Below are 26296 nucleotides of genomic sequence, written 5' to 3' on the forward strand. Positions count from 1 at the left end.
GTATCGGAACGGCGGCGGATGCGATCAGCCTGTGACCACGGTCAGCAGCACGGCGGAGTCCTGCTGAGCCGTAAGGCCGTGTCGCTCGCGCGGAATGGCGAGTAGATCGCCGTCGACGCCCTGCCACTGCGCCTGCGATGTCGAGAGGGTCACGTGACCGCGCAGTACCTGCAGACTGGCCTCGCCGGGGCTTTCGTGATCGGTCAGGCCGTGGCCGGCCACGAGGGCGATGACCGTCTGGCGCAGGTGGTGGTCGGCGCTGCCGTAGAGCGTCTGTGCGGCGCGACCGCTGCGCGCGGAGTGGGCGGTGGTGAGGAGTTGGTCGACGAGTTCGGGAAGGCGGGTGGCATCCATGACATCAACTGTGGCAGCTGACAGTCGGTCACACGGTGACTTGCAGAATCCGATCGTCACCCGCGTCGGGCCGTCCGCGTCCATCGGTGTTGCTGGTGCCGATCCACAGCGAGCCGTCGGGTGCGGCCGCGACCGAGCGAAGGCGGCCGTGGCTTTCCGCCAGCATCGCCACCGGTACGCCGGCGGCTCCGTCGCCGTCGAGCGGTACGCGCCACAGGCGGCGGCCGCGCAGGGCCGCCACGTACGCCGTGCTGCCGACGAACGCGAGTCCCGCCGGTGAGGCCTCGTCGGTCGTCCAGGTCACCGCAGGTGCGATGAAACGGGTGTCGTCGCCGTTCCGCGTCTCGCGGCCTTCCACCTGCGGCCACCCGTAGTTGCCCCCGCGCCGGATGACGTTGAGCTCGTCCTGGACGTCCTGACCGAATTCGGTTGCCCACAGACGCCCGGCGGCGTCGAAGGCAAGCCCTTCGACGTTGCGGTGCCCGTACGACCAGATCTCGTTCCCGAACGGGTTGTCCGACGGCGGGCGCCCGTCGCGACCAAGGCGCAGGATCTTGCCGTTGAGCTCACGCAGATCCTGCGCCACGTCGCGCTGGGCGGCGTCGCCGACCGCAACGTACAGGTATCCGTCGGGTCCCACGGTTATCGCGCCACCGTGATGGTTGTAGGCGGCTTCGAGTCCGGTGAGCAGCGGGCGGGGCGAACTGGTGCGGCGGCCGTCGAAGTCCAGCCGGACCAATCGGTTGTCCTCGTCGGATGTGTAGTAGACGAAGACGGTTGTCTCGTCTCCGGGCGCGATCGCGATGCCCTGCAGGCCGCCTTCGCCGCGCGGGGCCACGTCCGGCACGTCACCGACCGTCACCACGGACCCATCCGGCGTGACCCGCGCGATGGTGGCATCGTCGCGCTGGGTGACCAATGCGCTCCCGTCACGCAGGAAGCCGATCGCCCACGGCACGTTCAGGCCTTCGGCGATCACCGTCACTCTGCCCGCGCCGGGCTCCGGCGGAGGTGAGGACGGCGATGGCGTCGACGACGCGCCGGTCTCCCGGGCGCACGCGACCGCCGCGACGGACAGACCCGCGACTGCTCCGATGGTGAGGAACTGGCGCCGGTCCATTCTTCGATGGTGCCGGAGATCCCGGTCATGCGCAGACGGTGCATCACCCGGTTCTGGATGAGCGGGCCGGGTCGGAAAGCTACCGTGCAGCGTCATGGACACGAAGGCGATTGCGATGGTGTGGGGTGAGGATGTGACCTCCGCGCTGCGTACGGCGGATCTCGGCGAGGCGTGCGCGGCCGCGGGCGCGCGCCGGCTGCAGGTGAACGTCACCGACGATGCGGTCAGCGGTGCGATGCGCATCGACGAACTCGACCCACCGATCGGTGGCGTGGTGAGCATCTGGGCCGAGGATCTGCGTCCGGTGCTCGACGCGATCGCAGGGCGAGTCGCACGGATCGCCGCGTGGGAGGTGGAGGAGCGCGCGCCACTCGATCCCGCGCTGGCTTCCGACGGCAGCCGGGTCGACGCATTGAGCAACGTCGCCTTCCTCCGTCGGCCCGTGGACCTCTCACGTGACGACTGGCTGCACCGGTGGCTCGACGAGCACACGCAGGTGGCCATCGAGACCCAGGCGACCTTCGGCTACTACCAGAACATCGTCAACAGGCCGCTCACCGACAATGCCCCGGTGGTCGACGCCATCGTGGAGGAACTGTTCCCGATGGCGGCGGTCTCGGACGTCCATGCGTTCTACGGGAGCGGCGGTGACCAGCAGGAACTCGAGCACCGGATGACCAGGATGTTGGAGAGTGTCGGTCGTTTCGGTGCGGACCGCAGCATCGACGTGGTGCCGACGTCGAGGTATGACTTCCGTTTTCGCTGATCGCGCGAGCTCTGATCCAGGAGGCCAGATTGGCTCCGGCGAAGGGACGATTTGGGTCTGGCCAGCGAATTCTCTACACTAGAGCGGTTGCCTGCGCTCTGCGGTCTTCCCCGGGGCGCGCACGCCACAACCGAATAGTCTCCGGTGCCGGTGAAAAACCAAGGGCATCGGCGGCGAGAACCTTTACTACAACTATCCACTTCGTGGAAGGCCCACCGCAGGTCAGGGATCATTTTCCCGGATCGGCGCTGTATGGGAACCGCCACGAGAAAGGTTGACGGTCAACCATGACCATGACTGACCCGATCGCAGACTTCTTGACACGTCTGCGTAACGCCAACTCGGCGTTCCATGACGAGGTGACCCTCCCGTCGTCGAAGATCAAGGTGAACATCGCCGAGATCCTGAAGCGCGAGGGCTACATCACCGACTACCGCACCGAGGATGCGGAGGTCGGGAAGAGCCTCGTCGTCTCCCTGAAGTACGGCCCCAGCCGTGAGCGCAGCATCGCTGGTCTGCGTCGCGTCTCGAAGCCGGGTCTTCGGGTTTATGCAAAGTCCACCAACCTGCCCAAGGTTCTGGGCGGCCTCGGCGTGGCCATCATCTCCACGTCTTCCGGCCTGCTCACCGACCGCCAGGCAGCCAACCAGGGCGTGGGCGGCGAAGTCCTCGCCTACGTCTGGTAGGGGAGTCCTCACATGTCGCGTATCGGTAAGAACCCCATCGAGATCCCCGCTGGTGTCGACGTCACGATCGACGGCCAGAACGTGAAGGTCAAGGGCCCCAAGGGCGAATTGAGCCTGACCGTGTCGGAGCCGATCACCATCGCCAAGGAGGACAACGCAATCGTTGTCAGCCGACCGAATGACGAGCGCCGCAGCCGTGCACTGCACGGTTTGAGCCGGTCGCTGGTGAACAACCTCGTCATCGGCGTCACGCAGGGCTACACCACGAAGATGGAGATCTTCGGTGTCGGCTACCGCGTGCAGGCCAAGGGCAGTGACCTCGAGTTCGCCCTCGGCTACAGCCACCCCGTGCCGATCGAGGCTCCTGAAGGCATCAGCTTTGCCGTGGAGTCCCCGACCAAGTTCTCGGTCTCGGGTATCGACAAGCAGCAAGTCGGCCAGATCTCGGCGAACATCCGCCGCCTTCGTCGTCCGGACCCGTACAAGGGCAAGGGCATTCGCTACGAGGGTGAGCAGATCCGTCGCAAGGTCGGAAAGACGGGTAAGTAAGCCATGAGTGACAACGCAACCAAGACCGCTCGCAAGCCGCTGGGCAAGGACGTCTCGACTCGTCGTCGTACCGCGACCACGAACCGGCATTTCCGCCTGCGCAAGAAGGTCAGCGGCACCCCGGAGCGTCCGCGTCTCGCGGTGAAGCGCAGCTCGCGCCACATCCACGTGCAGCTCATCGACGACCTGGCAGGCAAGACCCTGGCAGCGGCCTCGACGATCGAGGCCGACGTGCGCGCCGCCGGTGGGGACAAGTCCGCACAGGCACGCAAGGTCGGCGAGCTGATCGCCGCCCGTGCGAAGGCCGCGGGTGTCGAGACCGTCGTGTTCGACCGCGGTGGCAAGGACTACCACGGCCGGATCGCGGCGCTCGCCGACGCCGCCCGCGAGGGAGGCCTTGCCTTCTGATGAGCACCAGCCTGATGACAATCTTCACCAGCTTCACCAACATGACCGGAGGGAACCTCTGATGCCCGGACGTCAGCGTGACGGCGGAAACGGACCCGCCGGAAACGACAACAACAACCCCGCTGCGGCGGGGAACGACCAGCGCGGCGGCGACCGTCGCGGTGGCCGTGGTCGCCGCGACGACCGCGGCGGACGCGATCGTGAGGATCGCAACCAGCTCGAACGCGTGGTCGCGATCAACCGCGTCTCCAAGGTGGTCAAGGGTGGACGTCGGTTCTCCTTCACCGCCCTCGTGGTGGTCGGCGACGGCCAGGGCATGGTCGGCGTCGGCTACGGCAAGGCCAAGGAAGTTCCTGCGGCCATCCAGAAGGGCGTCGAAGAGGCTCGCAAGAACTTCTTCCGCGTGCCCCTGATCGGCGGCACCGTGACCCACCCCGTGCAGGGTGAGGCCGCGGCCGGCGTCGTGATGCTCCGCCCGGCCAGCCCGGGTACCGGTGTGATCGCCGGTGGCGCGGTGCGTGCCGTGCTCGAGTGCGCGGGTGTGCACGACGTTCTCGCCAAGAGCCTCGGCAGCGACAACGCGATCAACGTGGTGCATGCCACCGTTGCCGCGCTGAAGATGCTGCAGCGTCCCGAAGAGGTCGCCGCACGTCGTGGTCTGTCGATCGAAGATGTTGCACCTGCAGGCATGCTGCGTGCACGTGCGCTGAGTCAGGGAGCTAAGTGATGGCACAGCTGAAGATCACCCAGATCAAGGGCACCATCGGTACCAAGAGCAACCAGCGTGACAGCCTGCGGACCCTCGGCCTGAAGGGCATCCGCAAGTCGGTCACCCGCGAGGACACCCCGATCAACCGCGGCCTCATCAACGTGGTTCGGCACCTCGTGACAGTCGAAGAGGTTAAGTAATGACCATCAAGCTCCATCATCTTCGCCCCGCTCCGGGCGCGAAGACCGACAAGACCCGCGTGGGTCGCGGTGAGGGCTCCAAGGGTAAGACCGCCGGTCGCGGCACCAAGGGCACCAAGGCACGCAAGAATGTGCCCGCCGCGTTCGAGGGTGGCCAGATGCCGATCCACATGCGGTTGCCGAAGCTGAAGGGCTTCACCAACCGCAACCGGGTCGAGTACCAGGTCGTCAACGTGGGTGACATCGCCAAGCTGTTCCCGCAGGGCGGCACCATCGGGGTCGACGAACTCGTCTCGGCCGGTGCGGTTCGCAAGAACCAGTTGGTCAAGGTGCTCGGCGACGGCGACCTCGGTGTCGCGGTCAACGTCACCGCCAACAAGTTCACGGCCTCGGCCAAGGAGAAGATCGCCGCTGCCGGAGGCAGCGTCACCGAACTCTGAGCCACATACCGTCGGCGGCGGACAGCACGGAAACGGCGCTGTCCGCCCGCCGACGGTATTCGGCGTCATGAGGTCATCGGACAAGGCGGGCATCATCCCGTCGCGCTGACGAGGGCCGATGGCGTGACTGTTAGAGTTCAAGCGTTGTCTTGACGCTTCGATCAACGTCGATTGCCGAGCACGCGGGGGACGTCCGAGTCCATCCGCGTGGTCGTTCCTAGGAGGAGTTAGTGTTTTCCCCCCTCGTCGCGGCCTTCCGGACGCCCGATCTGAGGAAGAAGATCCTCTTCGTCGTCGGCATCATCGTGCTGTATCGACTGGGTGCGACCATTCCTTCCCCTGGCGTCGACTACAAGGCCGTCCACGCGTGCCTCGACGAGGTCTCCCACGGAAGCTCGGCCGACATCTATTCGTTGATCAGCATGTTCTCCGGCGGTGCGTTGCTCCAGCTGTCGGTGTTCGCGATCGGCATCATGCCGTACATCACGGCCAGCATCATCGTGCAGCTGTTGACGGTGGTCATCCCGCGCTTCGAGCAGTTGCGCAAGGAAGGCCAGTCCGGCCAGGCGAAGATGACGCAGTACACGCGCTACCTCACGGTCGCGCTCGCCCTGCTGCAGTCGACCGGCATCGTCGCGCTCGCCGATCGCGGACAGCTTCTGCAGGACTGCTCGCAGGCCGACCAGATCCTCAACGACCAATCCATCTTCGGCCTCGCGATCATCGTGCTCGTCATGACCGCCGGTGCGTGCGTGGTGATGTGGTTCGGTGAGCTGATCACCGAGCGCGGTATCGGCAACGGCATGTCGCTGCTGATCTTCGCCGGCATCGCCGCGCGAATCCCGTCCGAGGGCAAGATGATCCTCGACACCCGCGGCGGGCTCGTCTTCGGCCTGGTGTGCGTCGCGGCGCTGCTCATCGTCGCGGGCGTGGTGTTCATCGAGCAGGGTCAGCGCCGTATCCCGGTGCAGTACGCCAAACGGATGGTCGGCCGCAAGATGTACGGCGGCTCGTCGACGTATCTGCCGTTGAAGGTCAACCAGGCAGGCGTCATCCCGGTGATCTTCGCGTCCTCGCTGCTGTACCTGCCGCAGCTCATCCTGCAGCTGACGCAGAACTCGGAAGGCGAGCAGTCGACCTGGCAGCGCTACATCAACCAGTACCTGACCGACCCCAGTAGCTGGGTCTACATCCTGGTCTACTTCCTGATGATCATCTTCTTCACGTACTTCTACGTGGCGGTCACCTTCAACCCGGAGGAACGCGCCGACGACATGAAGAAGTACGGCGGCTTCATCCCCGGCATCCGCCCGGGATCGCCGACCGCGGATTACCTCGGTTATGTGCTGAGCCGCATCACACTGCCGGGCTCGATCTACCTCGGTATCATCGCGGTACTGCCGAACCTGTTCTTGGAGATCGGGAACAGCGGTGGGGCTCAGAACCTGCCGTTTGGGGGCACGGCCGTCTTGATCATGGTCGGTGTGGGTCTGGACACGATGAAGCAAGTCAACAGTCAACTGATGCAACGCAAGTACGAAGGGTTCCTCAAGTGAGACTCGTGATTCTCGGCCCCCCGGCGCTGGCAAGGGCACCCAGGCGGAACTGCTGTCCGAGGCCCTGGGCATCCCGCACATCTCCACCGGAGACCTCTTCCGTGCCAACATCTCCCAGGGCACCGCGGTCGGTATCGAGGCGAAGCGGTATCTCGATGCCGGAGACCTGGTTCCCTCTGAGATCACGGTCGACATGGTGCGTGCACGCGTCGGCGAGCCCGACGCCGCGAAGGGCTTCATCCTCGACGGGTTCCCGCGGTCGACCGAGCAGGCCGACGCACTCAAGGACATCCTGGCCAATCTCGACACCTCGCTCGACGCGGTGCTCTCGTTCCAGGTAGACGCCGACGTGGTCGTCGAGCGGATGCTCTCGCGTGGCCGCGCCGACGACACCGAAGACGTGATCCGCAACCGGATGGCGGTCTACACCAACGAGACCGCGCCATTGCTCGAGTATTACGGCGAACAGGTCAAGACCATCGACGCGGTCGGTGACGTTCAGGACGTGCACCAGCGCGTGTTGAGCGCGCTGGGCGCGGGCGTGTCCTGAGCTCACCGAACTGACGCCAGAGATCGGTTGCACCATGGGATTTCGTAAACCGAAGCCGGTTCCGTTCCGGACGGCGGGTGAGGTCGACGCCATGGCTGCGGCCGGCGCTGTCGTGGGGGCGGCGCTGGTGGCGGTGCGCGCGGCCGCCGAAACCGGTGTGACCACCCAGGATCTCGACGAGGTCGCCGAGGCGGTGATCCGCGAGGCAGGCGCGGTGCCGTCGTTCAAGGGCTACCACGGCTTTCCGGGCTCGATCTGCAGCTCCGTGAACGACGTGGTGGTGCATGGGATTCCGTCTCGTGACGTGGTACTCGCCGAGGGCGACCTGGTGTCGATCGACTGTGGCGCGATCCTCGACGGCTGGCACGGCGATTCCGCGTGGACTTTCGGTGTCGGCGAACTCTCAGAGGCCGACTCGGATCTGTCGGAGGCCACCAGGCTCTCGATGGAGGTGGGTATCGCGGCGATGGTCGAGGGCGCTCGTCTCACCGACATCTCGCATGCCATCGAATCGGGAACGATTGCCGCGGAACAGAAGTTCGGCCGATCGTTCGGGATCGTGTCGGGCTACGGCGGACACGGCATCGGTCGCGAGATGCACATGGAACCGTTCCTGGCCAATGAGGGCAAACCGAATCGTGGGCCTGTCCTGGTCATCGGATCGACATTGGCCATCGAGCCGATGCTCACGCTCGGCACCACCGAGACGTCGGTGCTCGACGACGATTGGACGGTCGTCACCGACGACGGTTCGCGGTCGGCACATTGGGAGCACACCGTTGTCGTCACCGCGGACGGTCCGAGGATTCTGACGTCACGTCCTGAGTGAATCCGTGGCCGGGAGTCGGCCTGCCGAGCGCTGCCCTCAGGCCGAGCGATTGCCGGTTCGTCGGGAGTGCTCATCGTCGGCGGTCGGATCCGCGACGATGACGCGGTCCGGGCGGGTGTAGATCACCAACGACTCGTCACGTACGAAGCCGACGAGGGTGATGCCCCGTTCCTCGGCCAGATCGGCGGCCAGGGAGGACGGCGCCGAGACCGCCGACAGCATCGGGAGGCCCGCCATCGCCGCCTTCTGGACCAGCTCGAAACTGGCGCGGCCGGAGACCTGCAGGATATGGCCGGTCAGGGGGAGTAGGTCGTGGAGCAACGCCCAGCCGATGACCTTGTCCACCGCGTTGTGTCGACCGACGTCTTCGCGCAGCACCAATAGCTCGTCGGTCCGGCCGTCGATGAGGGCCGCGGCATGGAGACCGCCGGTCTTGTCGAACACCGCCTGGCCGTCGCGCAGACGGTCCGGGAGGCCGAGCACGGTGGTGCTGTCGACGGTCAGATCGTCGGTGGTCGGATCGAACGCCGAACGAGTCACCACGGTGTCGATGCTCGATTTCCCGCACAGCCCGCACGCGCTCGTGGTCAGGAAGTTACGGGTGGCAGTGGTACCCGGCGGGGAGACATGTTCTGCGAGTGTGAGATCGAGGACGTTGTAGGTGTTGGTCCCGTCCTCGGTCGCTCCGGCGCAATAACGTGCGGTCTGAAGGTCGGCGGTGGCGGTCAGGATGCCCTCGGACACCAGGAAACCGGCCGCGAGCTCGACATCGTCGCCGGGTGTGCGCATGGTGACGGCCAGCGACGAGCCGCCCACCCGGATCTCCAACGGTTCCTCGACGGCGAGCACGTCGGCGCGAGTCGTGGGCGACGCGCCGGCGCGGACTCTGGTCACCCGCCGTCGAGCGGTGATGCGTCCCATCGTCGTTCAGGCTACTCCCGGCGGCGGACGCGCCGACGAGAGCAGGGCGTCATCAGACGTCCAGGACGATGGTCACCGGGCCGTCGTTGACCAGGCGCACCTCCATGTGGGCGCCGAACTCGCCTGTGGCGACCCTCGCGCCCGCATCACGAAGCGCCGCCGTGACGGCGTCGACCAGTGGTTGTGCGACCGGTCCGGGCGCGGCGGCGTTCCACGACGGCCGCCTGCCCTTGGCCGTGTTCGCATAGAGGGTGAACTGGCTGATCACCAGTATCGGCGCGTCCGCATCGGATGCGGATCGTTCCCGGCCCTGGTCGTCGGGGTCGAGGATGCGTAGCCGCCAGATCTTGTCCGCGAGCAGGGCGGCGTGTTCGGCGGTGTCGTCGTGGGTGACCCCGATGAGGGCCACCAGCCCCTGGCGGCCGGTCGGGAGGTCGAGCTCGCCGACCGTCTGGCCGTCGACCACCACGGATGCCTCGGTGACTCGTTGGACCACAGCACGCATGCGCACCAGGGTGCCATGACCGCGTGCCGGCGCGGACCACCCAGGGCGTCGGATAGGAATAGTGCACCGGAAGCATCGGTTGCCCCGGACATGACCACAGACAGATCAGCGCACATCGCACGGTTCGGAAGTCACGGCGCCTGGGGTTGGTGGGGCACGTTCTCGCCTGAGCGGGCCCGCCGTATCGAGGAACTGGGGTACGGCACGATCTGGCTGGGCGGATCGCCCGAGCACCTACGCCCGGTGCGCAAGGTTCTCGAGTCCACCGACACCATCACCGTGGCCACCGGCATCGTCAACATCTGGAACACCGATGCGGCAACCATCGCCGACGAGTACGTCGAGATCGACAAGGACTTTCCCGGACGCTTCTACCTCGGCATCGGTGCCGGACATCCTGAGGCGACGGCCGAGTACAAGAAGCCCTACGGGGCCGTCGTGGAGTATCTCGACGTCCTCGACGACAAGGGGGTGCCGGTCGAACGTCGTCTGCTCGCCGCCCTGGGGCCCAAGATGCTGAAGCTCTCGGCCGAACGTTCACTGGGTGCCCATCCCTACCTGGCGCCGCCACAGAACAGCGCGGCGGCCCGGGAGACCCTGGGGTCGGGAGTGTTGCTGGCGCCGGAGCACAAGGCCGTGGTCGACACCGATCCGGCGGCCGCCCGCGCGATCGGCCGTCCGCCGGTGGACGACCCCTATCTACACCTGCGCAACTATGTGGCGAACCTCAAGCGACTCGGCTGGTCCGACGACGACATCGCCGACGGTGGGAGCGACGCACTCATCGATGCTCTTGTGGCACATGGTGACGCGGCGTCGGTGCGTGCGCAGGTCGATGAGCACCTGTCCGCCGGGGCCGACCACGTCGCGATCCAGATCCTGGGCGACGGTGATCCGACGGAGCCATTGGCCGAGATCATCGGGGCCTGACCGGCCGGGTCGTGGTCGGGGGAGCGCGGATGGGACGTCGCTCAGCTCAGCGCGTAGGTGACCGTGACAGTGAACGTCAGGGTCTGCTCGCCCGGTTCGACGGGAACCCGGGTGGCCGCAACGGACGAGTCCTGCTTGAGCGGTGCCGGTTGATCCTGGCCGCTCGTCGTCTCGGAGATGGTCTGCACCTTGCCGAGTGAATCGCCGGCCAGCGAGGCGTACTGATCGGCACGACTACGCGCGTCGTCGAAAGCGGCCTCGCGGGCCTTCTTCATCAGGTCCGCGTCGTCATCGATCGCGAAGCTGACGTTGCTGATCCGGGTGTTGTCGCCGCCGGCAGTGGCCGCGGCCGCCAAGATGTCGGACGCCTTGCCGATGTCGCGGATCGTGACCCGCACCGTGTTGGTGGCCTGATAGCCGGAGATGTCGGCGGTACCGCCGGGAGCGGGACTGGAGTAGCGGGGGCTGAGGTCCACCTGCTGGGTCTGGATGTCCTTGCGTTCCACACCTGCGGCGACGACGGCATCGGTCACTTGGCGTACCTTCGCGCTCGCCTCGTTGAGCGCGCTGGAGACGTCCGCCGCGGTCGCCTCGACGCCGATGTCGGCGCGGAGGGTATCCGGGGTGCCCGTGACCTTTCCGCTGCCCACCACCGTCACGGTGCGCGGCTTGCCACCGTTGTCGTCACTGCCGCAGGCGGACACACCGAGCACTGCGAGCAGGATCCCGACGGCGACGAGGAGACGGGCGGGCATCCCGCGGCGCGCCGTCACGCCGGTTCCTTGAGGACGAGGCCCACGATCCAGCCGACGAGCGAGATGACGATCGCGCCGAAGATCGCCGACCAGAAGAAGTCGTCCACCTGCAGTCCCCAATGCGTCGTGTTGCGCGTGATCCACGCAGTGATCTCGAGCATGAACGCGTTGATCACCACGTGGATGAGACCGAGTGTGAGGATGTAGAGGGGAATCGACAGGATCTGGACGATCGGCTTGATGATCGCGTTGACGACACCGAAGATCAGCGCGACCACGACGACGATGCCGAACTTCTCCCAGTTCGTCGACCCGCCGACGAAGTCGAGACCCGGCACGATCAGGGTCGCGATCCACAGGGCGAAACCGGTGAATGCGGAACGAATCAAGAACGCGGACATGGCCAACAGTGTGCCAGGCGACGGTCGGGAGTCGGTGATGGCGGCATCGTCGGGCGATCCGGTCGTGGCCTCGAGAAATCCCCGCCTGCACACCGGGGCATGCGTCGCATCTGACAGTTCACGGCAGGAATCGGCCGGTGGCGTGCGCCGCGGTCGCGCAGGTGCCGCTCGGGCGCCGACGCGCATGAACGGTGGCTCCGCGACCGCAACTCTCGGCTCATTTGGTCTGTTACCGCAGTTCGCGTAGCATTGAACGTCGGTGTGCATCGCACGCCGGTCCTTGCGTGTCATTCGGCAGTTCGCCGGGTGATCTCCCAGGGTCCGACGCGCTTCACCGCCGATGAGACCGGTCACCCGATTCGGTGTCATCACACTAACGGATAAACACGGTTTCAACCGGGCTTCCGACCCGCGGGTCACACCATGGAAGCGCCGGATGAGCAGCCAGGATCGCGGAGGACATGGCGAAAAAAGACGGGGCCATCGAGGTCGAGGGACGAGTCATCGAACCCCTGCCCAATGCGATGTTTCGTATTGAGCTGGAGAACGGTCACAAGGTTCTCGCCCACATCAGTGGCAAGATGCGGCAGCACTACATCCGCATCCTGCCCGAGGACCGGGTCGTCGTGGAACTCTCGCCGTACGACCTCGGTCGTGGGCGCATCGTTTATCGGTACAAGTAAGACTTCCCCGGAACACGGGTAAGAACCGCAGCGGCGGCAGCAGTCGCCGCTGAAGAAACACCGACGGGCGCGGTAGCGCCGTGCCCGACCATTCAAGGAGAAGCGGACGTGAAGGTTCAGCCGAGCGTCAAGCCGATCTGCGAGAAGTGCAAGGTGATCCGCCGTAACGGTCGGGTCATGGTGATCTGCGAGAACCTGCGCCACAAGCAGCGTCAGGGCTGATCACGGCAACCCTCCGGGTCGCTTGAAGGACAACTGCATAACGACGAAGCACTCCCAACACCAGTGTCGACACACGGGTCGACGCCTACCTCCGGTTCAGAGGCCGGAGCCCGACAAGAGATTCGGGACGGACTGGGAGCAGACCTCTGACAAGAGAAGGAAATCCGCCACATGGCACGTGTTGCTGGTGTCGATCTCCCCGCGAGAAGCGGCTGGAGATCGCACTGACCTACATCTACGGAGTTGGACGTACCACCTCCCAGGAGATCCTCGAGGGTACCGGGCTCAGCCCCGACCTTCGGGCAAAGGATCTCACCGACGCAGACGTCGCGAAGCTGCGTGAGTACATCGAGGCCTCGGTGAAGGTCGAGGGTGACCTGCGTCGCGAGGTGCAGGCCGATATCCGTCGCAAGATCGAGATCGGCTGCTACCAGGGTCTGCGCCACCGTCGTGGCCTGCCCGTCCGCGGCCAGCGCACCAAGACGAATGCCCGCACTCGCAAGGGCCCGAAGAAGACCATCGCCGGGAAGAAGAAGTAATGCCTCCTAAGTCACGTAGTGCAGGCCCCAAGAAGGGCACCCGCCGTCGCGATAAGAAGAACGTCCCGCACGGCAGCGCACACATCAAGTCGACGTTCAACAACACCATCGTGTCGATCAGCGACCCCAGCGGAAACGTCATCAGCTGGGCGTCCTCGGGTCACGTCGGTTTCAAGGGCTCGCGCAAGAGCACCCCGTTCGCGGCTCAGCTCGCGGCGGAGAACGCTGCGCGCAAGGCCCAGGAGCACGGCGTCAAGAAGGTCGACGTGTTCGTCAAGGGACCGGGCTCGGGTCGTGAGACCGCGATCCGTTCACTGCAGGCCGCCGGCCTCGAGGTCGGCACCATCTCCGATGTCACCCCGCAGCCGCACAACGGCTGCCGTCCGCCCAAGCGGCGCCGGGTCTAGCGGGAAAGGGAGGACTAGAAAACCATGGCTCGTTATACCGGCCCCGCAACAAAGAAGTCCCGTCGTCTTCGCGTCGATCTCATCGGCGGCGACCAGGCGTTCGAGCGTCGCCCCTACCCGCCCGGCCAGCACGGCCGCTCGCGGATCAAGGAGAGCGAGTACCTGCAGCAGCTGCAGGAGAAGCAGAAGGCACGCTTCACCTACGGAGTGATGGAAAAGCAGTTCCGTCGCTACTACGAAGAGGCCAATCGTCGTAACGGCAAGACCGGTGACGAACTGCTGAAGATCCTCGAGACCCGCCTCGACAACGTCGTCTACCGCGCCGGCCTTGCCCGGACCCGTCGTCAGGCCCGTCAGATGGTCACCCACGGACACCTCACCGTCAACGGTGTGAATGTCGATGTGCCCAGCTACCGGGTCAGCCAGTACGACATCATCGACGTCCGTCCGAAGTCGCTGCAGACCGTTCCGTTCCAGATCGCCAAGGAGATCCAGGGCGATCGTCCGGTTCCGGGCTGGCTGCAGGTGGTCCCGTCGACCCTGCGCATCCTCGTGCACAACGTGCCCGAGCGCGCACAGATCGACGTGCCGCTCACGGAACAGCTCATCGTCGAGTTCTACTCGAAGTAATCGTCACCACGACACGCCAGACAGCAACAGCTGTTCGGTCCACCTTCTAGGCCGTCAAATAGCGGTCGGCCACAAGGAGAATCAACGAAATGCTCATCTCACAGCGACCCACTCTGACCGAGGAGATCATCGCCGAGGACCGCTCGAAGTTCGTCATCGAGCCCCTCGAGCCGGGATTCGGCTATACCCTCGGCAACTCGCTGCGTCGTACCCTGCTCAGCTCGATCCCGGGTGCTGCCATCACCAGCATCCGCATCGACGGTGTCCTGCACGAGTTCACCACCGTTCCAGGGGTCAAGGAGGACGTCACCGACGTCATCCTGAACCTCAAGGGCCTCGTGGTGAGCTCCGAAGAGGACGAGCCGGTCACCATGTACGTCCGTAAGCAGGGTCCCGGTAGCGTCACCGGCGCCGACATCGTGCCCCCGGCCGGTGTCACCGTGCACAACCCGGATCTGCACATCGCCACCCTCAACGACAAGGGCAAGCTCGAGATCGAGCTCGTCGTCGAGCGGGGTCGCGGCTACGTGCCGGCCGTACAGAACAAGGCGTCGGGTGCGGAGATCGGCCGGATTCCGGTCGACTCCATCTACTCGCCGGTGCTCAAGGTGACCTACAAGGTCGAGGCCACCCGTGTGGAGCAGCGCACCGACTTCGATCGGCTCGTGCTCGATGTGGAGACCAAGAACTCGATCACCGCGCGGGACGCGCTCGCTTCGGCGGGCAAGACCCTGGTGGAGCTGTTCGGGCTTGCCCGCGAGCTCAACGTCGAGGCCGAGGGTATCGAGATCGGGCCCTCGCCGGCCGAGGCCGATCACATCGCGTCGTTCAGCCTCCCGATCGAGGATCTCGAGCTGACCGTCCGGTCCTACAACTGCCTCAAGCGCGAGGGTGTGCACACCGTCGGCGAGTTGGTGGCCCGGACCGAGTCGGATCTGCTCGACATCCGCAACTTCGGCCAGAAGTCGATCGACGAGGTCAAGGTCAAGCTGCACGCGCTCGGACTGTCCCTCAAGGACAGCCCGGCCAGCTTCGACCCGTCGCAGGTCGCCGGTTACGACCCGGCCACCGGCACGTGGTCGGATGACGCGTCGTTCGACGCCGACTCCGGTGAGGATTTCGCTGAAACCGAGCAGCTGTAAGGCTGTCGCCCAAACCCTGACTTCCGGTCGTGAGATCGTGAGTTTCTTCTAGGAGAAGACAATGCCCAAGCCCACCAAGGGTGCCCGCCTCGGCGGGTCGGCCAGCCACCAGAAAGCGATGCTGGCGAACCTCGCCACGTCGCTCTTCGAGCACGGCCGCATCACCACCACCGAAGCGAAGGCGAAGCGGCTGCGCCCCTACGCCGAAAAGCTGATCACCCACGCGAAGGCGGGGTCGTTGGCCCACCGTCGCGAGGTCATGAAGGACATCCGGAACAAGGATGTCGTGCACACCCTGTTCGCCGAGATCGGCCCGTTCTTCGCGGATCGTCCCGGTGGATACACTCGCATCATCAAGACACTGCCGCGCAAGGGCGACAACGCCCCCATGGCCGTGATCGAGCTGGTGCGTGAGTCGACTGCGTCGAGCGAGGCGAGCCGGGCCACACGCGTTGCCGCCTCCAAGAAGGCTGCGGAGCAGAATCTCGACGCGACCGAAGAGGTCGTGGCCGAGGGCGACGCGACCGACGCCGAGAACGTGGTGGAGGCCGTCGAGGCCGAGGCCACCGACGCGCAGGTCGAGAACGCCGAGGCCGTGGCAGACGCCGTCGACGACGAGTCGAGCGCCGCGACCGCCGACGAGGCCGCCGACAAGAAGTCGGACGACTGAGTCCAGAGCAGTTGTCAGAGCCCGCCGTCACCGCATCAGGTGACGGCGGGCTCTGCCGTTTGCGCCTCGACGTCTCTTACGACGGAACCGATTTCGCCGGATGGGCACGGCAGATCGGGCAGCGCACCGTGTGCGGGCTGCTCGAGGAGACGCTGTCGACGGTCCTCCGGGTACCCGTTCGACTGACCGTCGCGGGTCGCACCGACGCCGGGGTCCATGCCACCGGACAGGTTGCGCACACCGACATCCCGCCATCGGGCTTGGAGACCAGATCCATCGGCGGCGACCCGTCCCGCCTGGTCGGCCGGCTGGCGAAGATGCTGCCCGACGACGTCCGGGTGCGTGCAATCGGCCGAGTCAGCACCGACTTCGACGCCCGGTTCTCCGCCTTGCGGCGTCACTACGTCTACCGTCTCACCGACGCGCGATGGGGTGCGGAGCCGGTGGCGGCGCGGTCCACCGCGACGTGGTCCCGGTCATTGGACATCGACGCGATGAATGTCGCGTCGCGCTCGTTGGTGGGACTCAACGACTTCGCGGCGTTCTGCCGCCGCCGGGAGGGCGCGACGACGATCCGCGATCTCCAACGCTTCGAGTGGGTCGCTGACGCCGACGGCGTGCTGGTGGGGCGGGTCAGTGCCGACGCCTTCTGCTGGTCGATGGTGCGCTCGCTGGTCGGCGCCGTCGCCAGCGTCGGTGACGGACGGCGCGACCTGGAGTGGTGCCGCGGACTCCTGGCCGAGACGTCGCGCAACAGCCGTATCCCGGTGGCGGACGCGCGCGGTCTGTGTCTGACCGGCGTCGACTATCCGAGCGATGACGAACTGGCCGCCCGCAATCTGATCACGCGCGACGTGCGCTCGTCGGGCGGCTGCTGCGGCGGCTGACCACCCCCGCCGAGAGCAACCGGTTTCGCGCCGAGAGCAACCGGTTTCGCGCCGAGAGCACCAGAACTCGCGGCGCCGGGTGTATGCCTTGCGTTGCTCTCGACGCGAAACAGGTTGCTGTCGGCGGGTTTCAGGTTGCTGTCGGCGGGGGAGAGGCGGTGCCGGTCCCGGTCCCGGTCCCGGTGCCGGTCCCGGTGTCGGTCACAGTCCCGGTGTCGGTGAGATAGGCGACGATCATGTCGCCCAGCATCTTTCGCTGTGTCACGCGTTGGTCGGGGGCGGTGAGGTCGCGGTCGAAGAGCGTCTTGAAGGTATACCGATTGGCGACCCGGAAGAAGCAGAAACTGCTGATCGCGAGGTGGACGTCCAGGGCGTCGACGTCGGTCCGGAAGATTCCCCGGTCCCGGCCGACCTCGAGGATGCGCCCGAGAATGTCGACCGCCGGGCTGCCGAGTTGTCGTACCGCTGCGGAGTGCTTGATGTGCGCACCCTTGAGGATGTTCTCACCGGCGACGATGCGGATGAAATCCGGATTCCGATCGTGGTGGTCGAAGGTGATCTCAGCCAGTTGGCGGATGGCCGTGATCGGATCATCCTCGATGTGGGTCACCCGTTGTTCGAGGCGTCGGATCTTGCCGTACGACGTCTCGAGCACCGCCTCGTAGAGGCCGTCCTTGTCGCCGTAGTAGTAGTAGATCATCCGCTTGGTGGTGTGCGTCTTGTCGGCGATCTCGTCGACTCGGGCGCCGGCATACCCCTTGTTGGCGAACTCCTTGGTGGCCACGGCGACGATGTTCGCCCTGGTCCGTTCGCTGTCGCGCCGACGTACGGTCTCGGTGGTCACCTCATGAACTCTATCGTTCGTCCACTGCGTCGTCGCCGATCACGCGCTGCGCAGTACCGCTGCGCTCTCCTCCGCGATGAGATCGCCGATGTGCCTGGTCATTCGACCGGCGTCGGGTTCGAGTCCGGAGAACAGGCGCAGAGCGTCGACCGCCTGGTGTACGGCCATGCCATCGCCGGTCAGGGTCCGTGCCCCGACGGCCCGCGCGGCCGCGATCAGCTCGGTGACCACTGGTCGGTAGACCACCTCGGCGACCCAGAGGTCCGGACGGAGCAACCCGACGGGCACGGCCATCCCGGGGTGATCCGCCATGCCGATGGGTGTGGCATGGACCAGGCCGTCGGCTCCGGCGATCCACGTCTCCGAGTCGTCGGTGCCGCCCGCGGTCAGGTCGGTGGCCGGGAACAACGGTCGCAGCGCGTCGGCCAGCGACCGTGCGCGCCGTGGCTCGGCATCGACGAGGTGGAAGCGCCGCACCGAGCGCGTCAGCATCGCGTATGCGACAGCCGCACCGGCGCCGCCGGCGCCGAGCTGGACGACGGTCGAGCGTGAGACCGGGTCCTCGCTGTCGTCGCCGAAGCCGAGGTCGAAGTTGCGGGCGAACCCCGACCAATCCGTGTTGTGTCCGATGCGTCGCTCATCGTCGAAGACGACGGTGTTCACCGCGCCAAGGCGTTCGGCGCCGGGGGAAAGGGCGTCGAGGTGGGCGAGGACGCGTTGCTTGAACGGATGGGTGATGTTGAGACCCCGCATCCCCGCGGCCTGGGCACGGTCGAGCAGGTGGCCGAGGTCCGTTGTCGCCGCCACAGAGGCCGGAACGTCGAGCACGAGGTACGTGTAGTCGAGGCCGGCCATGGCGGCCTCGCGCTCGTGCATCGGCGGGGTGAGTGAGCGCGAGATCCCCTGCCCGACCAAAGCGCAGACCGTCGCCCCATCGTTGACTCGTCTTGTGGCGGTGTCGAATTCAGATTGGAACATGGGTCTCTTTCGTCGGGCGGGGATGCTCGGTCGGCGGGTGGGGCCTACCTCTCAGGCCGTGGCGCCGTTGAGGACTCGCGAGTCATCGGTCGGCGTTCCGGGCCGGGTGGCCCTCTCGCCGAGCTTCATCGTGTCGGTCTTGTGTGTCTCCACGGCGGTCGATGCCGCGGCCGCGGCGATCAGGGCGCAGGCGGCCACGACGATCGCGACCGGAACCCAGCCCATACGTCCGTCGCCGAGGATGGCGGCTGCGATCAACGGGAGGAAGCCACTGCTCATGAATCCGATCTGGGTGCCGATCGCGACACCGGAGTAGCGGACCTGCGCGGGGAACATCTCCGCGTAGAAGGACGGCCAGATCGCGTTGGCGGCGGCGTAGACCAGCGACTGGATGACGAGTGTGGAGAACAGGATGACCCAGAACGAACCGGTGGTGAGCAGGAACAGGTACGGAAAGGCGAGTACCGCGCAGCCCACCGAGCCGCCGATGAAGATCGGCTTGCGGCCGATCCGGTCCGATGCCAGTCCCCACAGCGGCTGTGTGAACAGCATCGTGAGGTTGGCGACCACGCTGACGATCAGCATGGAACTCTTGGAGACCTCGAAGTCGTCGGTCGCGTACTTCAGGGCGAACGTGGAGAACAGGGTGCTCATCGTGGAGATCAGGGCGCAGGCGATGACCCGGAGCAGCGGACGCCAGTGATTGCGGAGCAGGTTGAACAGCGGCACCTGCGAGACACCTTCGCCATCCTCCAGTGCCTCGAAGACGGGGGTCTCGGGCATCGTGCGACGGATCAGGTACGCCACGATCATGACGACGGCGCTGAACAAGAAGGGAATCCGCCACCCCCAGCTCAGGAGAGCGTCTTCGGGCAGGGCCGCCACCGGTATGAAGGCGAGTGTGCCGACGAGGAGACCGGCCTGTGTGCCGTTCAGTGTCCAGCTCGCATAGAACGCGCGCTTGCCGGAGTCGGAGTGTTCGACCGTCAGCGAGCTCGCACCTGACTGCTCACCTGCGGCCGACAGACCCTGCAGCAGTCGCAGGGTCACCAGCGCGATGGGGGCGGCCATGCCGATGGCGTGGTAGTCGGGCAGGCATCCGATCAGGAACGTTGCCGAGCCCATCAACAGGAGAGTGAAGACCAGGACCCGCTGCCGGCCGATCCGGTCACCGAAGTGTCCGAGGATCACGGCGCCCACGGGTCGTGCCACGTAGGCGACACCGAAGGTGGCAAAGGCCGCGAGAGTTCCAGCGCCGGAGCTGAACTCGGGAAAGAAGATCTTGTTGAACACCAGTGCGGACGCGGTGCCGAAAATGAAGAAGTCGTAGTACTCGACCAGGCTGCCCATGAAGCTGGCCAGCGCGGCCTTACGCGGCGCGGGCGCCGGCAGGTCGTGATGGGTGGTGGTCATCGGTCCTCCAAGTGTGATGGGCGCCACCGCGGGGCGGCGTGTGACTGAGACTACAAAGTGCATCCGGCATCGTCAAGACAACTAACCAGATAGTTCATAAAGTTGCCATTTGCGCAGTTCTGAGCTTCGGAATCTCGGCCGCTAGGAAGCTTCGATGGACTCGGTAATGAACCATTTGGTACATTCTAGCCATCGTGTCCCACGTCACACGGAGGTTGACGATGACCACAGACGCCAGTGCGATCGGCGCGGCACGTCCCAGCCGGGGCGATCTGCTGCCGCGCACGTCCATCGCCACGGTGTGCCTGTCCGGAACTCTCGACGAGAAGCTCGACGCCGCGGCGGCCGCGGGTTTCGACGGCGTGGAGATCTTCGAGCCCGATCTGGTCGCGTCGCCTTTGTCCCCCCGCCGGATCGCCTCGGCCGCTGCCGAACGCGGACTCACCATCGACCTCTATCAACCGTTCCGTGACCTCGACAGCACCGACGGCGAACGTTTCGCACGAAATCTCGCCCGGCTCGAACGAAAGTTCGACCTGATGGACGAGCTGGGATGCGATCTGCTGCTGGTGTGTTCCTCGCCGCTGCCGGGAGCGGTGGGCGAGGACGATCGACTGTGCGCGCAACTCGCCACCGCCGCCGAGAAGGCGCGGCATCGCGGCAAGCGGCTGGCGTACGAGGCGCTGGCGTGGGGCACTCACGTGAACGACTACCGGCACGCCGCACGGTTGGTCGAAACCGTCGGCGACCCTGTCCTCGGCAACTGTCTCGACAGTTTCCACATCCTGTCCCGTGGCGACGACCCGGCCAGGATTGCGGACCTGGCTCCGGAGTCGATCTTCTTCCTGCAGCTCGCCGACGCCCCGGCGATGCGGATGGACCTGCTGCAATGGAGTCGTCACCATCGATGTCTGCCCGGCCAGGGCAATTTCGATCTCGGTACGTTCATCCGGGCCGTGCAGGCGAGCGGCTACCGCGGGCCGTGGTCGCTGGAGGTGTTCAGCGATCTCTTCCGGCACGCGGATGCGGGGCGTACCGCTCGCGACGCCCATCGGTCGCTGCGGTATCTGGCGGAGATCGCCGGCGAGACGGGCCCCGACCGGAATGGCGCTGCCGAACAAGGCACTGCAGCTGCGGACGGCCGTGCCGTCTCCGATGCGCCGCTCGGACCGGCCGCGGCCGGCGACATCGTCTCGGTTCGGGTCGCCGCGGGCCCGGTGTTGGCGCCGCGGGTGGCGGAGTGCCTGTCGCACATCGGCTTCGACCTACAGGGCGTGGACAGCGTCACCGGGCTGCGGCTGTATCGGGACGCCGACATCGCGGTCGTCGTCGACGCGACAGCGGGCACGGTGTGGACCGCTCCCGGGATACCCGCCGACATGCCGACGATCGCGCAGATCGGCCTTCGCAGCGACACTCCGGCAGCGTGGGAGCAGCGCGCCGCCGACTTCGATGTCGCCGTGGCGCCGGTTCCCGCCCGGGCACGGTGAACCCGGTGTCGGGCGACGAGGTGGTACGACTCGACGTGACGGAGACGCTGGCCATCGATCTGCGTGCTGTCGCGTCGGCGTCGGAATGGCAGGAGCGGTTCGATCTGGTCCCACGCCGTACCGGGCCGCTCTCGAGGCTCTTCACCGGGGTCGACCACGTCGGGCTGGGTATCCCCACCGCCGACTGGGAAGGAGCCATGCTGCTTCTGCGCTCGGTGTTCGGCATGCGGGTGGACGACGGCCTGGACATCCCGGACGCGGTGGGCACCATGCGGAGCCAGGCGCTGACGATGCCCACCTCGTCGGGGTCGGCGGTGCGCATCGTGGCGTCGATGGTTCCCACCCAACTCGATGGGCACGGGCCATTGCGCCGTCCCGGTGGGCTGACCCATGCCGCATTCGCCTGCGACGACATCTTCGACACCGCGCGTCGATGCCGGGCCCGAGGATTGCGTACCCTGCCCATCCCGGACAACTACTACGACGACCTGATCGCACGATTCGACTTGTCCGGCAGCATCATCGAACAGATGCGCGCTTTTGACGTCCTCTACGACGCGGATGACCGCGGCGGTGAGTTCTTCCATTTCTTCACCCCGACGATCGGCGAGGATCTGTTCTTCGAGATCGTCTGCCGCCGGCACGGCTATCGCGGATACGGTGAGGTCAATTCGCCGGTCCGGGTGGCGGCCGAGTTGCACCGCCGCGGAGCCGATCCCGCGGTCGACACGTAGTCGTCGTGCCCGGTCAGGGCCGTAGTGGCAGGCCGTTCTTGTCGCGCACGCTGCCGGTGAGCATCATGATGCCGTCGACCAGGGCCCAGATGCCGACGCCCAGGAGGATGAAGAGCCCGACGATGAAAACGACGGTGATCCAGCCGACGATGGTGAGTCCGAGCTGGATCGCACCGGTCTGATTGTCGCCGAGATAGAACCGCCCGACGCCGAAGCCGCCGAGAAAGATCTGCAGCAGTCCTGCGACGATCTTGGACTTGTCCGAGAAGGGCAGTCCGGACATGGGATCCCGCCCGTACGGTGCCCAGGGGTCCATGCCCGGGTATGCGGCACCGTATGGACCGTAGGCCTGCGGTCCGTACGGAGACTGTTCGGCCCCATACGGATTCGCCTGCTGATGGGCGCCCTGGGAGTAGGGGTCGTGTGGGGGTTGTCCCGGGTAGGTCATCGGCCCATCATCCCATGTCGGCCGGGACCGGTGCATCATTCATGTGACCGGTCATCAGGTGGCGCTGCGCTCGTCTTCGATCGCGTCGATCACCGCTCCGACGGTCTCCGCGTCGCCGACGAATCCGCCGCGTTGCTGGCCCTCGCTGAGCAGTTGACGCCAGTTGGCGGGATCGAACACCACGGGCTCGTTTTGTTCGATGAAGTCGATGACCACCTGGGTGAACCGTTCCGGGTCGGCGTGAAACGGGAAATGCCCACAGTCGGGGAAGGTCTCGAGTTCGGAATGTGGGATCGCCGAGTGCACCAGCTGGGCGTGGTGGTACGGGATGACGGTGTCCTCATCACCCCAGATGAGCAGCACCGGAAGCCGTTCGGTGAGATAACTCCGGTCCATCATGGTCACCACCTGGCCACGCCAGTCCACCACCGCGCGCAACGTGCGCAGGAAGGCCGCGGACGCCGTCGGGTCGGCGAGATCACCCAGCACACGGATCAGGTCCTCATGATCGTTGAGGAGGCGCTGCAGCGACATCGTCGAGGTGCCCGGCACCCGAGGGGCGGCAGCGAGGACCCGGGCGCCGAGCCGTAGGGCCGGGACCACCCCGGGGACGCGCAGCACCGTGAGGATCTCGTGTGCCACCGGCATGGAGACCAGTCGCAGTGCGGGATTGACGTCGCGCGTCACGCCGCCGGCCGCCACCAGTACGAGTCGCTCGACAAAACGTGGGAACTGGTAGCAGAACTGCATCGCGACGCCGCCGCCGAGTGAGTGGCCCACCACGGTGACCTTGGTGTGGCCGAGCACCACGAGCAGGTCGCGCATCCCGTTGGCGAAGGCCGCCACCGAGTAGTCCGCGCGCGGTTTCTCAGACTTGCCGTGCCCGAGGAGGTCCGGTGCGATCACCGTGTAGCGCTGCGCCAGGATCGGTATGACGGAGTCCCACGTCGACGAGTTGTCGCCGATGCCATGGATCAGCAACAGTGCCGGACCACTGCCTGCGATGCGATATGCGCGGCGGTAACCGTGAATCGTGTGGTATTCGACGCGGATCTCGGTGTCGCCCACCGGTCGCAGCGCGCGGCCCTTTCCGTTGTTCGGGCGGGTATGGGCGGATGCGGCGGAGATGGGCGGGTGCGTGGAAGCGGACACGGAGGCCTCCTCGTCTTCACGTCGGTGTGACGGCTTGTCGGGACCGGCGGCGGGCTCTCCACGATCGCGCCGGCGTCGTTGGTCTTGAGTAAACCGCACGTTGGCACAATCTGCGCGGGATGTTGCATCGAGTTAACCTCGGCCTGTCCGGCACCGGATTCGACGGCCCGCCGCGCGCGGTGAATCGGCGATTCTCCGTAGGCTGAAGGCGATGAACCCGTTCGATATCGACACCTTCCTCGCGACCGGCGGACTGATCGGGCTATGCATCCTGATCTTCGTCGAGACCGGCCTGCTGATCGGATTCGTCTTCCCCGGCGACTCCGTGCTGTTCACCGCCGGGGTCTTTGCGGCGCAACCGGATCCGTTCGCACCGCTGTGGTTGTTGTGCATCGCGGTCCCACTGGCGGCGATTCTCGGCGATCAACTCGGCTACCTGATCGGGCGGCGGCTCGGCTCGGGGTCGTCGAGGGCCGCCTGATGCGATGGATCGGTCCGGAACCACTGGAACGGACCCATCGGTATTTCGAGCGGTTCGGGGCGCTGACGGTGTTCTTCGCACGCTTCGTCGGCATCATCCGCACCCTCACACCCGTGGTCGCCGGATTCACCGGGATGTCCTATCGGGTCTTCACCGTTTTCAGCGTGCTCGGCAGTATTGTGTGGGCCGCCGGGATCATCATGCTCGGCTACTTCCTCGGCCAGGTGGCGATCATCCGGGACAACATCGAACTGTTCATCATCGCCTCCGTCCTCACCGTGGTGGTCCCCACCGCGATCCATCTCGGTCGACGGTGGCGGCACTCGCGCCGCACGGTCGGCGAGGACCCGCCGGTGTGAGGACTCGAGGCCGGGGCGTCACGGGTAGAACGGCTCGTCACGCTCCGGCGCCACCGTGGCGAAATCGTCGGCGATGGTGGCCGCCAGTTCTGTGAAGGCGCGTCGCGTCTGCTTGCTCACCAGGTCGAGGTCGACGTCGGCCCCTTCGGACAGATGATCGTCGAACGGGACCTGGTGCACCGCGCGGCACCGGGTGAGGAAGTGCTGGCCCAGTTGGTCGGTGTCGATCGTCGACGCGCCCGGACGAGACGAACTCAACACCACCACGGCGCGTGAGACAAGGTGGCCGTAGCCGTGTGCCTCGAGCCAGTCGAGGGTGGCGCCTGCGCTGCGCGCGCCGTCCATGGCAGGCGAACTGACCAGGATGATCGAGTTGGCCATGTCCAGCACGCCGTTCATCGCGGAATGGCTCAGACCGGTGCCGCAATCGGTGATGATGATGTTGTAGAACCGCTGGAGAATCCGCATCACACCGCGGTACTCCTCATCGCTGAACGCCTCGGCCATCGCCGGGTCACGTTCGGAGGCAAGGACTTCCAACCGGCTCGGCGACTGGGACGTGTGCGCGCGCACGTCGGAGTAGCGGTAGACGTTGGCGTCGGCCAGCAGATCGCGAACGGTGGAACGGGTCTGCTGGGGGATTCGCTGGGCAAGGGTGCCGAGGTCGGGGTTGGCGTCGACGGCGATGACGCGATCACCGCGCAACGACGCGAACGTCGAACCCAGACCCACCGTGGTGGTGGTCTTCCCGACGCCGCCCTTGAGTGACAGCACGGCGATCCGGTAGTCGCCTCGGACGGGCCGATTGACGCGCTCGAGCAGGTGTTTGTACTCGATGTCCGAGGCGGATTCGCCGGGGTTGATGGCGCCGGCCGACATCGTGTGTACCGCACGACGCCAACCGCGGCTGGGTGCGCGGCGCGCCTTGCGGATGAGCGCGACCTCGTCGAGTCCGGGACCGGACTGCGGGTCGCGGTAGCCGGCCGGACCCATCGGCGGGCCGCCGTACGGCGCGCCCGGGCCGAACTGGGGCGCGGGCGGATACCCGGGTCCACCCGGAGGCATCTGCGGTGGAAAGTGCGGTTGCCGGGGCGGCTGATGCGGGAATGGACCGGCCTGCTGTGGCGGCATGCCCTGGGGAGGCATGCCGGGCCCCGGCATGTCGGCGGGTGGTCGTTGCGGCCCGGCTCCCTCGAACGGCGCTCCCTCGAACGGCGCCCCGTCGAACGGCCGCGTCTCACCGTCGGTCGGTTCGGGGTCCGCGGCCTGCGGGCCCTGCCCACCGGGCCCGTCCGGGCCGGGCGGCATCTCCCGACGCGCCTGTTCCTGCGTCGGTGGATACGCCGGCTGCTCACGGGGAGTGGGCTGCGGCGCCGCTGGCGGCTCTGGTTCGGCGAACTGGAGCCACGGCGGGGGCGCCGGCACGCCGGAATTGTCCAAACTCCCGGAGTCGTCGTACGTCATGCGGAATGGTCCCCCTGTAGATCGTCTGATGGTGTGCACGCCATCGTTGCGAGAGTCTACCGAAGATCGAGACC

The 26296-nt window shown here is 66.3% G+C and carries 28 protein-coding genes and 5 pseudogenes; 21 read left to right on the plus strand and 12 right to left on the minus strand.

Annotated elements, in window-relative coordinates; genetic code table 11:
• Nucleotides 1-24 precede the first annotated feature (24 nt).
• Complete coding sequence (locus GTV32_RS21855; protein WP_161062100.1) at nucleotides 25-354, minus strand: LuxR family transcriptional regulator; 330 nt, start codon at nucleotides 352-354, stop codon at nucleotides 25-27.
• Nucleotides 355-382: 28 nt separating this feature from the next.
• Complete coding sequence (locus tag GTV32_RS21860) at nucleotides 383-1474, minus strand: PQQ-dependent sugar dehydrogenase (protein WP_161062101.1); 1092 nt, start codon at nucleotides 1472-1474, stop codon at nucleotides 383-385.
• 115 nt (nucleotides 1475-1589) lie between these two features.
• Between GTV32_RS21860 and GTV32_RS21865 the strand changes: the two genes are divergently transcribed.
• The 10 genes and pseudogenes from GTV32_RS21865 (at nucleotide 1590) to map (ending at nucleotide 8167) form a co-directional block, all read left to right on the plus strand.
• Entirely contained in the window at nucleotides 1590-2240 is a 651-nt protein-coding gene (locus GTV32_RS21865; RefSeq protein WP_237421988.1) for an EthD domain-containing protein, read from the plus strand.
• Between the two features lie 287 nt (nucleotides 2241-2527).
• Nucleotides 2528-2926 (plus strand): 30S ribosomal protein S8, encoded by a 399-nt coding sequence (rpsH, locus tag GTV32_RS21870; protein WP_161062103.1) that lies wholly within the window; start codon nucleotides 2528-2530, stop codon nucleotides 2924-2926.
• A gap of 12 nt (nucleotides 2927-2938) precedes the next feature.
• A complete protein-coding gene (gene rplF, locus GTV32_RS21875; RefSeq protein ID WP_161062104.1) occupies nucleotides 2939-3475 on the plus strand; it encodes a 50S ribosomal protein L6 in 537 nt (178 codons plus the stop codon).
• A gap of 3 nt (nucleotides 3476-3478) precedes the next feature.
• Complete coding sequence (rplR, locus tag GTV32_RS21880) at nucleotides 3479-3883, plus strand: 50S ribosomal protein L18 (RefSeq protein WP_161062105.1); 405 nt, start codon at nucleotides 3479-3481, stop codon at nucleotides 3881-3883.
• 61 nt (nucleotides 3884-3944) lie between these two features.
• Entirely contained in the window at nucleotides 3945-4610 is a 666-nt protein-coding gene (gene rpsE / locus GTV32_RS21885; protein WP_161062106.1) for a 30S ribosomal protein S5, read from the plus strand.
• Nucleotides 4610-4792 (plus strand): 50S ribosomal protein L30, encoded by a 183-nt coding sequence (gene rpmD, locus GTV32_RS21890; RefSeq protein WP_161062107.1) that lies wholly within the window; start codon nucleotides 4610-4612, stop codon nucleotides 4790-4792. Before rpsE ends, rpmD begins: the two co-directional genes overlap by 1 nt.
• Nucleotides 4792-5232 carry a 50S ribosomal protein L15 gene (rplO, locus tag GTV32_RS21895; RefSeq protein WP_161062108.1) on the plus strand — a complete coding sequence of 147 codons (441 nt, stop codon included), beginning with the start codon at nucleotides 4792-4794 and terminating at the stop codon, nucleotides 5230-5232. The genes rpmD and rplO overlap by 1 nt, the downstream gene beginning before the upstream one ends.
• Before the next feature lie 230 nt (nucleotides 5233-5462).
• Nucleotides 5463-6788, plus strand: a complete 1326-nt coding sequence (secY, locus tag GTV32_RS21900) for a preprotein translocase subunit SecY (protein WP_161062109.1) — start codon at nucleotides 5463-5465, stop codon at nucleotides 6786-6788.
• A pseudogene (locus GTV32_RS21905) lies at nucleotides 6785-7338 on the plus strand (adenylate kinase). Before secY ends, GTV32_RS21905 begins: the two are co-directional and overlap by 4 nt.
• 34 nt (nucleotides 7339-7372) lie before the next feature.
• A complete protein-coding gene (gene map, locus GTV32_RS21910) occupies nucleotides 7373-8167 on the plus strand; it encodes a type I methionyl aminopeptidase (RefSeq protein ID WP_161062110.1) in 795 nt (264 codons plus the stop codon).
• 36 nt (nucleotides 8168-8203) lie between these two features.
• Here map and fdhD read toward each other — a convergent pair whose 3' ends face one another.
• Together fdhD and dtd are read right to left on the minus strand one after the other, a co-directional pair.
• Nucleotides 8204-9088: a formate dehydrogenase accessory sulfurtransferase FdhD gene (gene fdhD / locus GTV32_RS21915; RefSeq protein WP_161062111.1), complete on the minus strand. Its 885-nt coding sequence runs from the start codon at nucleotides 9086-9088 to the stop codon at nucleotides 8204-8206.
• Nucleotides 9089-9140: 52 nt separating this feature from the next.
• Nucleotides 9141-9593, minus strand: a complete 453-nt coding sequence (dtd, locus tag GTV32_RS21920; RefSeq protein WP_161062112.1) for a D-aminoacyl-tRNA deacylase — start codon at nucleotides 9591-9593, stop codon at nucleotides 9141-9143.
• Between the two features lie 90 nt (nucleotides 9594-9683).
• On the opposite strand from dtd, the gene GTV32_RS21925 reads away from it, so the two are divergent.
• A complete protein-coding gene (locus tag GTV32_RS21925) occupies nucleotides 9684-10523 on the plus strand; it encodes an LLM class F420-dependent oxidoreductase (protein ID WP_161062113.1) in 840 nt (279 codons plus the stop codon).
• Between the two features lie 41 nt (nucleotides 10524-10564).
• Here GTV32_RS21925 and GTV32_RS21930 read toward each other — a convergent pair whose 3' ends face one another.
• Nucleotides 10565-11278 carry an SIMPL domain-containing protein gene (locus GTV32_RS21930; RefSeq protein WP_161062700.1) on the minus strand — a complete coding sequence of 238 codons (714 nt, stop codon included), beginning with the start codon at nucleotides 11276-11278 and terminating at the stop codon, nucleotides 10565-10567.
• Between the two features lie 14 nt (nucleotides 11279-11292).
• A complete protein-coding gene (locus GTV32_RS21935; RefSeq protein WP_161062114.1) occupies nucleotides 11293-11679 on the minus strand; it encodes a phage holin family protein in 387 nt (128 codons plus the stop codon).
• A 461-nt stretch (nucleotides 11680-12140) separates the two neighbouring features.
• Here GTV32_RS21935 and infA point away from each other — a divergent pair, with 461 nt between their 5' ends.
• The 8 genes and pseudogenes from infA to truA all read left to right on the plus strand — a co-directional run bounded on the left by infA (nucleotide 12141) and on the right by truA (nucleotide 16859).
• Entirely contained in the window at nucleotides 12141-12362 is a 222-nt protein-coding gene (gene infA / locus GTV32_RS21940) for a translation initiation factor IF-1 (RefSeq protein WP_005170487.1), read from the plus strand.
• A gap of 108 nt (nucleotides 12363-12470) precedes the next feature.
• The gene (gene rpmJ / locus GTV32_RS21945) at nucleotides 12471-12584 is read left to right on the plus strand and encodes a 50S ribosomal protein L36 (protein WP_005207978.1); all 114 of its coding nucleotides are present in this window, start codon (nucleotides 12471-12473) and stop codon (nucleotides 12582-12584) included.
• Between the two features lie 171 nt (nucleotides 12585-12755).
• A pseudogene (rpsM, locus tag GTV32_RS21950) lies at nucleotides 12756-13123 on the plus strand (30S ribosomal protein S13).
• Nucleotides 13123-13530, plus strand: a complete 408-nt coding sequence (rpsK, locus tag GTV32_RS21955; protein ID WP_161062115.1) for a 30S ribosomal protein S11 — start codon at nucleotides 13123-13125, stop codon at nucleotides 13528-13530. Before rpsM ends, rpsK begins: the two are co-directional and overlap by 1 nt.
• Nucleotides 13531-13554: 24 nt before the next feature.
• Nucleotides 13555-14160 (plus strand): 30S ribosomal protein S4, encoded by a 606-nt coding sequence (gene rpsD, locus GTV32_RS21960; protein ID WP_161062116.1) that lies wholly within the window; start codon nucleotides 13555-13557, stop codon nucleotides 14158-14160.
• Between the two features lie 89 nt (nucleotides 14161-14249).
• Entirely contained in the window at nucleotides 14250-15302 is a 1053-nt protein-coding gene (locus GTV32_RS21965; protein WP_161062117.1) for a DNA-directed RNA polymerase subunit alpha, read from the plus strand.
• A 61-nt stretch (nucleotides 15303-15363) separates the two neighbouring features.
• Nucleotides 15364-15972 carry a 50S ribosomal protein L17 gene (rplQ, locus tag GTV32_RS21970; protein ID WP_161062118.1) on the plus strand — a complete coding sequence of 203 codons (609 nt, stop codon included), beginning with the start codon at nucleotides 15364-15366 and terminating at the stop codon, nucleotides 15970-15972.
• A gap of 11 nt (nucleotides 15973-15983) precedes the next feature.
• A complete protein-coding gene (truA, locus tag GTV32_RS21975) occupies nucleotides 15984-16859 on the plus strand; it encodes a tRNA pseudouridine(38-40) synthase TruA (protein WP_161062119.1) in 876 nt (291 codons plus the stop codon).
• A gap of 130 nt (nucleotides 16860-16989) precedes the next feature.
• Here the strand turns inward: truA and GTV32_RS21980 are convergent, their stop codons facing one another.
• The 3 genes from GTV32_RS21980 to GTV32_RS21990 are packed head-to-tail and all read right to left on the minus strand — an operon-like array spanning nucleotide 16990 to nucleotide 20094.
• Complete coding sequence (locus GTV32_RS21980; protein ID WP_161062120.1) at nucleotides 16990-17703, minus strand: TetR/AcrR family transcriptional regulator; 714 nt, start codon at nucleotides 17701-17703, stop codon at nucleotides 16990-16992.
• A gap of 39 nt (nucleotides 17704-17742) precedes the next feature.
• A complete protein-coding gene (locus tag GTV32_RS21985) occupies nucleotides 17743-18681 on the minus strand; it encodes a shikimate dehydrogenase (protein WP_161062121.1) in 939 nt (312 codons plus the stop codon).
• A 51-nt stretch (nucleotides 18682-18732) separates the two neighbouring features.
• Complete coding sequence (locus tag GTV32_RS21990) at nucleotides 18733-20094, minus strand: MFS transporter (protein ID WP_161062122.1); 1362 nt, start codon at nucleotides 20092-20094, stop codon at nucleotides 18733-18735.
• 221 nt (nucleotides 20095-20315) lie between these two features.
• On the opposite strand from GTV32_RS21990, the pseudogene GTV32_RS21995 reads away from it, so the two are divergent.
• Nucleotides 20316-22318: pseudogene (locus GTV32_RS21995) on the plus strand (TIM barrel protein).
• A 13-nt stretch (nucleotides 22319-22331) separates the two neighbouring features.
• On the opposite strand, the pseudogene GTV32_RS22000 reads toward GTV32_RS21995, so the two are convergent.
• Together GTV32_RS22000 and GTV32_RS22005 are read right to left on the minus strand one after the other, a co-directional pair.
• Nucleotides 22332-22631 (minus strand): annotated as a pseudogene (locus GTV32_RS22000) (TM2 domain-containing protein); the annotation flags it as partial.
• 189 nt (nucleotides 22632-22820) lie between these two features.
• Nucleotides 22821-23894 (minus strand): alpha/beta hydrolase, encoded by a 1074-nt coding sequence (locus GTV32_RS22005; RefSeq protein WP_161062701.1) that lies wholly within the window; start codon nucleotides 23892-23894, stop codon nucleotides 22821-22823.
• A 235-nt stretch (nucleotides 23895-24129) separates the two neighbouring features.
• On the opposite strand from GTV32_RS22005, the pseudogene GTV32_RS22010 reads away from it, so the two are divergent.
• Nucleotides 24130-24758: pseudogene (locus GTV32_RS22010) on the plus strand (DedA family protein).
• 18 nt (nucleotides 24759-24776) lie between these two features.
• On the opposite strand, the gene GTV32_RS22015 reads toward GTV32_RS22010, so the two are convergent.
• Nucleotides 24777-26222 carry a MinD/ParA family protein gene (locus tag GTV32_RS22015; RefSeq protein WP_161062124.1) on the minus strand — a complete coding sequence of 482 codons (1446 nt, stop codon included), beginning with the start codon at nucleotides 26220-26222 and terminating at the stop codon, nucleotides 24777-24779.
• Nucleotides 26223-26296 lie beyond the last annotated feature (74 nt).

It is taken from the genome of Gordonia sp. SID5947 (assembly GCF_009862785.1).
Taxonomy (GTDB): Bacteria; Actinomycetota; Actinomycetes; order Mycobacteriales; family Mycobacteriaceae; genus Gordonia.